The 10,397-nt window shown below is 49.8% G+C and carries 5 protein-coding genes and 1 riboswitch; all 5 genes read right to left on the reverse strand.

The window, feature by feature from the left end; all coding sequences use genetic code 11:
- Window positions 1–185: 185 nt before the first annotated feature.
- From QGT73_RS15960 to QGT73_RS15980, 5 genes are read right to left on the reverse strand one after another with little or no spacing between them, the layout of a single operon-like run.
- The gene (locus tag QGT73_RS15960; RefSeq protein WP_280123100.1) at window positions 186–1,589 is read right to left on the reverse strand and encodes a DUF5074 domain-containing protein; all 1,404 of its coding nucleotides are present in this window, start codon (window positions 1,587–1,589) and stop codon (window positions 186–188) included.
- Window positions 1,589–5,362, reverse strand: coding sequence for a DUF5074 domain-containing protein (locus tag QGT73_RS15965; RefSeq protein WP_280123101.1), 3,774 nt, complete (start codon window positions 5,360–5,362; stop codon window positions 1,589–1,591). The genes QGT73_RS15960 and QGT73_RS15965 overlap by 1 nt, the downstream gene beginning before the upstream one ends.
- A 36-nt stretch (window positions 5,363–5,398) precedes the next feature.
- Entirely contained in the window at window positions 5,399–6,592 is a 1,194-nt protein-coding gene (locus QGT73_RS15970; RefSeq protein WP_280123102.1) for a cell surface protein, read from the reverse strand.
- The gene (locus tag QGT73_RS15975; protein ID WP_280123103.1) at window positions 6,589–7,740 is read right to left on the reverse strand and encodes a YncE family protein; all 1,152 of its coding nucleotides are present in this window, start codon (window positions 7,738–7,740) and stop codon (window positions 6,589–6,591) included. The genes QGT73_RS15970 and QGT73_RS15975 overlap by 4 nt, the downstream gene beginning before the upstream one ends.
- Complete coding sequence (locus QGT73_RS15980) at window positions 7,737–9,713, reverse strand: TonB-dependent receptor (protein WP_280123104.1); 1,977 nt, start codon at window positions 9,711–9,713, stop codon at window positions 7,737–7,739. The genes QGT73_RS15975 and QGT73_RS15980 overlap by 4 nt, the downstream gene beginning before the upstream one ends.
- A gap of 194 nt (window positions 9,714–9,907) precedes the next feature.
- Window positions 9,908–10,105: riboswitch (cobalamin riboswitch) on the reverse strand.
- Between the last annotated feature and the right edge of the window lie 292 nt (window positions 10,106–10,397).

Genomic DNA, 10,397 nt, shown 5'->3' on the forward strand with positions numbered 1-10,397 from the left:
GCATGCTGACATTATAAACAGCTTCATATTTTGTAAAAAAACGATTTACTCTCGTTGGTTGCAACGAGGGAAGTTGTGCATGGGGGAGTACGACAAACCTACCTGAGTAGTTACCAGAATAACAAACCCCGACATGCTCTTACATGCCGGGGTCTGTTATGGTATGAATCAATTGGTGACGGCTTTTACTTCACAAACACTTTTCGTGTCTCTGCCGGTGACTTCCATACGTATATCCCTTGAGGGATATCGCTCCAGAAGCCATACCGGACATTCGTCCGGACAAGTATGCCGCTTATTGAATACAGATTGCCGACTGAAGGCAAAGAGCTGTCATCCGAAATATCGGTTATACCCGTCTGGTCGGCTTCCTGCGGAAACAAAGGCAATGACGGGAACCAATAGTTCATTATCATTTCATAATCCCTTATTTTCTCACCCTGCGGAGAGTAACGGCGGGTAATGTAAGTCGGTGTACCAAACTCGTGATACAATGCCATATATAGTTCGTCGGTAACAGGATGCACGCCGATGGCGCAGCCATACAGCTTCCAGTTGGCACCCTCTTCCTCCAGGTCTATAAACAACGACTGGCGGCGTGTGTCACAGTCAAATTTATAGATTTTCGTACCGGTAAACCATCGGTTAGGCCCACCTTTCCAATAGAGGCAATTCTGAACGGACGAAGCTACAAATGCGTCGGGAGTCCAGGCATACCATGAGTTGGATGGAGGATACATGCCCTCAGGAGTATCAATGATTTCGTAGCTCAGAGTCTGCGGATCAAGCCTGACGATATGGTTGAGAAACGCGCCCGTACCCTGAAGATTTTTAGCTACCGAGAGCCAGAGCGCACCGTCCTTTGACTTGACTATCGACCCGATTCCGGCTCCCTCCTGTACTATATCCATTGATATTACATCGGTGACCTTATCCTCCGCAGGGTCGACTATGAGCAATCCGTATTGCTGATGAGCCACAAACACTTTGCCGGCGGCCGCGACCATCATACCCGACTGTCCGTGATAGAGCGAACCTGTCGGGTCGGTATTAGGCTTGTCATTGTCACCTCCGGCATTGGGATTGGCCGACCCCTCGACCTGTCCTCTGACAGTGTAAGTGTCGAGATCAAACACCCACACACCGTTGCTTGTGGAAATGTAGCCTTTGTGCTCGTCCACGCCAAGAAATCCGCGTCCGTCACACTGCGCACCTGACGGGTCAATGAGACTCTGCTGATGGAGAATCTTCATTGTTGCCGCATCAGCCACAGTGATACGTCCTCCGGTTATCGAAGCTCCGGGGTCCTTGTCCTGCTTGGCTATCAGATAGAGCCGGCCATGCCAAAGGGCACCATACTGGTTGGTACATCCAAGCTCCATCCCGGGATTTTCGGCCTGTATCACGCGATATTCCCAATAGTTTCCGTCGGGATCATCGGGCTTCAGATAGTTTACTGTCGAGTTCTGGTGACCATACCAGTCCTCGTTGACCCAGATTATACCCCGGGTATAGTCCGCCCCACTGGCGGCAATGGCCGAAGCCACTGCCGTCAGAAGTACGGATATTACTGTCAAAGTATGTCGCATTACTTAATGAATACTTTGGTGCAGAGCCCGTTGTCGGAAGCCACTACATAGACTCCGCCATGAGATCCGAAATCAAACACATAATCATCAGCATCGACATCAAACGATGTCACCTGACGTCCGGCTATGTCATAGATGCGGAAACTGTGACCGTTGAATCCTGTCACGAATATACGCTGACCGTCACACTTTACAGAGCCGGAGACTCCGGCTACAGTGTCAATGCCGGTCAGTACGTCGCTGACATTGACTGACACAGTCTTGCTGACTGTACGGCCGTTGGACTCTGCCGCGAGAGTGAAATAATGCTGTCCTGCCGACTTGGGCGATATAGTCAGAGTCCTGCCGTCAAGCGTGACTGAAGCATGAGCGTCTGAAACAATCTCGTCCGAAAGAACATCCGGAGTGTCGACAAGCGAAAGCCGGATATTGGCATCTATATTGTCCTCGTCGGAAACAAGAGCGGAGAGATCAATAACCTTGTCGTTGTCCATGACGTCTATAGATATGTCATCAAGATCGATTGTAGCATCATGCTTGTCGGGGAAGATAGCGAATGACTGGAACCAATAGTAAGGTCTGAGTGCAATCGTGCGAAGGATTTCGCCGGTTTCGGGATTGATAAAGTGAGTCCAGTTGTAACGATAATGGCCCGATGCGGAGTCCTCGGTAGTCATCACTATAAGTTCGCCCGAGCGGTCATCATAACGCAGTGTGCCATAAGTCTTCTGCTTGACGCGGGCATTGGAGCCGGCAAGGGCTGCCTCAGCCATATCAAACACTGGCTTGATGAGAGTCGGGTCAGAACCTACTTCCCAACCGTAATATTTATCTTTTGACGAACCACCGGCAATACCGCCGCCAGCCGAAAACCATATGGTATTACGGCTGTGGGAGCCGACAAACGGAGTGTTGCGCCATGCACCCCACGAGCATGTGGGATATGCGACTGCCGAGGGGAATGTCACGCTCATGTCCTCACGTTCATCGAGAGTCTGCGGGTCGATACATGTGAAGCGGGCACAGCCGTCAGCCACCGAAGCTATCCACACATTACCGTCGGCAGTCTGAGTGATGCCCTGCACGGTGGTCATGCCATAATTTCTGACTACTTGGTCAGTCTCGGTGTCGATGGCAAAGGCTCCGGTGTTCTGCTTGATGCCAAACACATATCGGCCGGCATTGACCATATCACCTATCTGTCCGGAATACAGGTCGGTTCCGGCACTACCTGATTCATCAAAGGCTGTAATCTTACCAATGATTTTGATCTCATCAATATCTACGATGTAGATACCGTTTGACGTGCCTACATAGACCTTATCGGGTGTGGCTCCGACTACAGCACGACCATCGGCACTGCGAGTCTCGTCGCCATAAATGAGGTCGTCAATCGAGCCGAGACGCTTGAGAGTCTTTGCTTCGGCCACTACCACACGGCCGCCGCCGGGCAACGGATCTCCTGCATCAACGGCCTGCTTGGATATAGCTATGAGTTTGTCGGCCCATATAGCGGCATACTGCGACGTACAGCCAAACGACATGCCGGGATTCTCGCGCTCATAAACCTGATACATCATCTCTCCCTCGGGAGTTATATAGTTCATGCCACCGTTAGTGTGGCCGAACCATTCCTCGTTCAACACCAAAGTGCCGTCCGTGTATCCGTTCTCAAGCGGAGTCCGGTCCTGCTCCTCGACTCGGACTGTATAGGTCTTTGTGACATTGCTGCCGTCGGTAGATGTCAGCGTAAGAGTGCACTCGCCGGCACGATGTCCGCTGAGTTCATAGAACTGGATACGGGTATTCTTTTCATCCCAATAATTCACCTTATACATTGTGGCGATGTAATCATCTTTCCCAGAGCCGTTTCCCTCGAGTGTAACATTAAAATCAGGAATATCAGCATCGGTAGGAGTTACATCGGCCAGGATTCCAATCATCTGTTTGGGATTGAGTACAATCACGTCGCCATCAACATCCTTGATAGCAAAATCAGTGACCGGGTGGCGTAAAGCAGAGACCACATCAAAAGAAGCGGTTACGTTAGGATTCCATGTCGATGAAACCGTGATGGTCGCACTTCCGGGAGTCTTGGTGGTCTTAAACGCCGATGCACTTGCAGTGACAATCTTTGTATCGCTTGACTTATAAGTCAGGGCGGTGTAAGTGGCATTGGCCGGTGTGATTGTAAATGTATTTTCAATAGTCGAGTTCAGAGGCGCATCAACCGACCGGCTTGAAAACTCTATGCTTTCAACGGGGATTTCGGGAGGCAACAAGGTAAAGCGGCACACATTACTGTAAGAATAAGAGGCCCCCTTGCCTGTGCGGACTCTCACGTGAATGTAAAACTCTCCGGCTTTGTTGCCCGCATAAGTCAGTTGGCCGAATGTCGAGGCTGTGGTCGATATTGATTTTACGATGTCGGAGGAAGTGCTGGATGTTATCTGCTGATCGTCCGTGCGCCGGTACCACATGTAGTTGATGGCATCATAGGTTGCCTCACGCTGCACAAACACAGGGATAAAATCGCTTTCATCCGAAAGAGCAAATGTCATATTGTCAGGTATGGTCGCAGAAACTTTACCTATGGCCGGAAGATATAGCAGATACTCAGGAGCGGCACTCTCATCACATGACAGAAGCAGACAATCCTCATATTCAGTCAGAGACCAGTCACCGGTTGCGCTCGCATCGGAGCCTGACGAATTAAACGCACCATCTCCGTCGGCATCAATGCTGAGGGTATTGCCTTCCAGTGAAAACGCGGGATCCTTAGCAAGAAGCTGCAATACATCCTGCACGGAAGGAAGCTCAGAGTTAAATCTGAAAGCAACCACGACATTATCCAGTTTTTTGTTGTCACCGAATTTTACAATCATCGGTATGCTTGCAGTTCCTTCTCCCATCACTCGGGCACAACGGTCTATATCAATACTGTTTCCTGTGAGTGAAGCCGGCATGTATATAATGTCGCCGTCCTCACATGGGGCGATGCCCTCGCCCATGCCTCCTACCATCGCGGACTCAAACTGTGTGAAGCTCCAGCCGTCAACACTGCCGTCGGTCAACTGACGGCCTGTGAAGCCTGAGCCGGAGTACATCCAGTCCTGCGACGGACTGTTGGCACACCAATAGCTCCAATAGCCCTCATACCAGGCCGAAAGCCACTTTGGCTCATAGACCGAAACGCCTCCATTTTCCTCAGTCTCCTCGTCTATGTCCCAGCAATCATAATCATAGGCCGGATAGCCATACTTGCCATAATCAAACGGATGCTGGATATAGTGAGACCCTGCAATGGCCATGTCTATAGACTCCTGGGCCATCATTGGAGCGTTGTCGCCCGGGGCTTCGGTCTGCCCCATGAAAGAGTTGACATTATAGTAGTCAAAATTGATAAACTCAAATTCCTTGGCCTTCTCGAAGTTGAAAAATACATGTTTCAGGACATCCTGGTTGAGACTGTAACCGACACCACACAGGGTGCTGCCCATACTGCCGGTGTACTGGGTGAGCATCGACAATCGTGATGAATTGGCACAGATGGCTTTCATCATTGTCTCGCCCGACGGTTTTTCGCCATCCTCCCAGCGATAACCCCACACATAAGCATCGGAGCCATATTTGTCGCCGTTATACTGGATTACCAGTGCGGCCCTGTTATTGCCCGTGCCGGTCCAATGCCGGATAAGGTCAAAATCTATCGGATGGGCCGACGCTGTAAACGCGGACAACCCGACAGCCAATGAGAGTAATTTTGTTCTCATGATCAGTTTATTATTTGGTTAACTAAAAAAAGAATTTCAAGGATTGGGAATGCCGGGAAGATCTATGTGCAGATCCTGCGCGCGGCTCAGTTCGGTGGAGGTCTCGCCAAGCCATCCGCAATATTGATTTACTCCTGTAAATACACGTATGAAGTCGACCCCGTGGAGCTCGACGGGATTACCGGCGGCGTCCACAGCCCACGAGATGTCAAACGAGTTAAGATCGGCATACTCATTGGGGTGATTGTCGACATAACCCCACGGATAACTGTAAAGCACGTAGTATGTTCCATATCCGCTTATGTCGTGCCCGTTGGGTGCAAGAAGAGTCCCGCCGAACGTCAGGCTGTCGGCTTCAAGCCAGCGGGGATAATACTGCTGGTTGTGAAAGATATTTTTGGCCATATAGCCCTCGCCACCCGAATTGTCGGCCCAACGTATGTAATAAATGTCATCAAGACTGTTGTCCTCGTCAGCCACGAAGTCTCGGTCGGGGTCGGGACGGAAATATGTGATGGAATAGCCATGACGTGTAGCCGGCGAGTTATATTCGCTGCCGGCAAGTTCATACCACTCATCATCGGGCAATCCGTTACAATTTGTATCATAACTGACCATCACGATGCCGGGCTCGGCCGAGCCTCCTTTCTTGTCGGGTTGCAGTAGTTCGTAAAAACAGTTTCCCCAGATTCTGAAATCTCTCTCTCCCGGCACATTGATGACCGTGTGGTCAAATCCGAACGTGACATATCCGCCATACCCTCCAAGCGATATCATGATATCGTTTGTGCCCGAAATGGACTCCTCTGCTTTCTGGAGTATTGACTCATATGTGTCACCATCTTCATAGCGCGGCATCTCGTTGATAAACTGACCCGGAGCAGGACAGTATTCATAGACCCTGGAGATATAGGGACTATACTCGATATCCTCATGAAGCACATGCACGTCAAATGTGAAATCATAGGGAGTCTCGCTGTCAATTATCCTGATGTTTACGGTATAGTCGCCCTCGTCACGGGCAAGAAATATATAATCTCTCTCCCGGCTTACGACTGAGCCGTTGACCCTCCACTCATATCTCTCACCGGTGAGGGCCGGATGAAGGTCGAGTTTACACATCCGGCGTATGTAATACACATCGTCGATGCCGAGATTGACCATAGGAATATCCCGGTCGCAAGCCGGCAGCATCATGCCGGCCGATAAGACTAACAGCCAGTGTTTCATTTTGCAAGAAATGTGATGTGAGCCGGAATATCCCCGGTGCGCACGCTCCACTTTCTGTAACCGTCCGGGCTAAAGCAATAGAGTGTGCCTGATGAAACGTAATTTTTAGCATCGGTCACAAATATGTCACCGGTTTCCGGATGGACGGCTATGCCATAGGGTATGGTTATATCCTTTTCGGTGCCGTCCTTGATGAAGTTGTCCGACACGATTTCTTTCGTGCGGATATCAATCACTCCGTAGCTTATGGTATTTGACGCCGTATAGTTGTTCCATTCGGTAGCGTAATAGTACATATAGTCGCCGAAAAACGCCATATTGGAGCATGCGACAGGTATTGTGTCAGTCACAATCATCTGATTGAATCCAGGCTTTTTCTGCATGACATACAGGCGGGATGGACGATACTGGTAGTCGCCGCGCGATGTTACCCACAACTTGCCGTAACGGTCTTTCTTGAGACGGTGGAGATTTATGCCCACGGGTATCTGTTGGACCTGTTTGAAGTCTACCATCTGGATTACGGACACTGTATTGTCATAGTTTGGAGCCCTGTAGCCCCCTGAATTTGCAACATACATATAATCGTCGACTATTTCCATCTCTTCCGGCTGATAACCTACAGAAACTTTTCGTGTGACTGAAAGAGAAAGTGTATCGACCTCATACACCGCTCCTTTTGGCGCATTTGGATCAATCAGGACGGGACCTACATAGGAACTGACGTAGGCTTTGCCGCGATGAAATCTCACATAACGGCAATTAGGGATGTCGACCTGTCCGAGTCTTACCCCCGTGTGCGCGTCAAGGACCTCGACCTTGTGTGAGCAGTTGACGACCACATACAGTTTACGTCCGTAAATGCCTATATCGTTGCCCACGTCACCGAGTTCTTTGATGACATCGGGATTTTTCTCAGCATAAAAATTCCGGGCATACAGGCCGGTGTGGTAATCATAATAATCCAGCGTGCATTTGTTGGAGCCCATATTGCCTTCGTTGACGAGATATAATCCCCTGACGGCACTGTCGCGGTTCTCGTCGCCGATTATGTCATACTCCGTAGGCACCACAAGTTCGTCCTCTCGACAACTTGTGGCAACCGTCAGGAGCAGCAGAATATATAAGAAAAATTGTATCGTTTTCATATCTCAACAGTTATGGTAAACCTGTAATTACGTTTCGGCATCGGATAATTGAGTATCACGTCATAATCCTGGCTGAGCAGATTGTTGACCTCTACCAGCCCTCTCAGACTCACTTCGCCCAGTCTGAAATCCTTGCTGAGCGACAGGTCGGAAGTATACCATGGCTGAGTGTAATTATATCGGATATTCTCCTGCTGGTTATATCGTTCGCCGACATATATCCACGAATAGTTGAGACTCCAGCCACGCCACTGCGCATTGGCCACAGCCGACCCCGAGTGGCGAGGGATGTAGGGTATCTGATCCCGGTAATAGTTGTCGGCCGGATTGGTTATGTCAATGGCCCGCTGGAAGGTGTATTGCCCGCGGAGAGTCAGATAGAGACCGGGTGAAGGATTGACCGTCAATAGTCCGGTCACATCGACACCGCGTATGTCCACCAGCCCGAGATTAAGCATAGTCCAGCGAAACTGCTGCCCTTTGGGATAGGCTACAATCTTGTCCTTCACACGGTTGTAATACACATCCGCGCTAAGCCTCACACCCGACACAAACGATGAGGAATGACGGTCATACAGCAGACCGACATTATACTGTGTCACACGTTCGGGCGAGAGGAGCGAGTTGCCCATGTCGGCATAATAAAGGTCATTGAATGTCGGCATCCTGAACGACCGTTTGCAGAAGGCTCTGAGGGAAAAGTCTTTATTGCGAAGCGGATATCCGTTAATGAAGACTGCAGGAGAGAGCACATGCTTGTCGGCCGGAGCCTGCTGACCCTTTATCCTGTCGTGGATAAATGTGCCCAGCGCGCTCGCCTGTAGCTTTAGCCAACCCAAATCCAATGCCGTCGCAAAGGACAGATATTGCGATATGCGGTCGGGCCTGACAAATCCGTAGACATCGGCGTCAAGAGCATTCCACATAAAATCATAACTTGCCGATATGCTCCAGCAATCCATGATTTCATACTCGTTGGCCGAGGAAAAATAGATTTCCTTCTGCCTGTAGAGATTGTCAATCTTTATCTGCTTGTCATCATTGTTGACATAATGGGTGCGGTAAAAGGCATATTTCAGACTGTTGAGAGTTGAGAATTTCCCAAAAAATCCGCTATATCGTCCCTGTACAAAAGAGTTGGTGTCCCAGATTCTCTCACCACGCCGCCACACATTATTGACTATCGCACCCGGCACACCACGCTCGGAGTTGTAATTATAGACCTTGAAGGTCCAGTTGCCGTTACGCAGTGCCCCATAGGTATTGAGTTCGATACGCGTGGCATTAATATCTCCGTTCTGACGCACTGCGGTGGTGTCATAGGCAAGTTCACCGGCCGGATTCACTCTGCGGTATCGGAATTTGTATTTTCCGCTCGAATTAATCCACTCCGCGCTCAATGAGGCTGAGAGCCTCTCGCCCAGCTTCAGCTCCACCAGAGCCGATGGATTAAGCAGATCGAAAGAGCCTGTGCGCACAGTGGCCCGCGCATGATAAGTCTCACCGTCGTCGAAAACCGGAATGCGAGTCCTCATATAGATTGTACCGGCCGAACCGAAATCCTTGGCCGGCTGCAGTATCTCGCTTTTCTGGCCGTTATATAACGACAGCACCTCCATATTATCGAGCGAAAACTGACCAAGGTCTATCTGTCCGTTCTGCGCATTGCCAAGCTCGACACCATCATAGACCACTCCAGTATGGTTTGTTCCCATCGAACGGATGTTGACAGTCTTTATGCCCCCCACTCCACCATAGTCCTTGACCTGTACGCCTGAAAAATAGCGCAAGGCATCGGCCACGCTGTTGCTGTTGAGCCGACGCAACTCCTCGCCCGACAACACTTGGGCCGGGATTACATCTTCATAAGGCTTTCGGGCCGTAACCACGACTTCCTGCAACCGATGTGACAGTGAGTCGGCCGGCTCGTCGGCCCGGATTTCAACCGGTGAAACAATACCACACAGTATCATTACCGGGACATACAGTCGATATGTCATTATTTCTCGTCATGTAAGTTAATACTCAGAATAAAAAACTTCCCGTCTGCGTATCAACAGAATGTACGCAGACGGGAATATACTCATATCTCTGACGAGTGACGATGACTTTGAGACCCTTTCACGAAAGAGTCCACAACGACCTGCCCATAATCCCGTAGGCACAATTCTACTTTACGGCTATGGCAGGTCTTCTGACTCATCCCAATCCATTGCGCCTTCTCGAGACATACGGTTGTCTCAATGACATTGTGCAACAGACTTTGGTGCAGGACTTACAGCAGCGGGTACTGTCCCGGATTCTCACCGGATTCCCTTTTAAATCTCCTGAAACGCATCTGTTTGTCATGACTGATGCGATTTCACAGACTCACTCCTAAGCCTGGGAGATACCATTGCGGGTGCAAATGTACAAAAATTTTCCATCTCCCTACCACTGTTCCAGATTTTTTTTGCAATTAAATGACCGCATAACACATACCCGGACCTGTGTCAGAAATGGCACAGGTCGTTAGCCCAGTCGTAATATCCTCATGGAAAATTTGAAATACAGAAGTCATCTTGACTTTTTGAGTCTGTTAATGTGTTTAAGAAATATCACATGGAATGCCAGGAGATTCCACCCTTTCCAGCTGGAAACCGTTTTATCGAAACGAT

This window comes from Duncaniella muricolitica, assembly GCF_910574735.1.
In the GTDB taxonomy this organism is placed as follows: Bacteria; Bacteroidota; Bacteroidia; order Bacteroidales; family Muribaculaceae; genus Duncaniella; species Duncaniella muricolitica.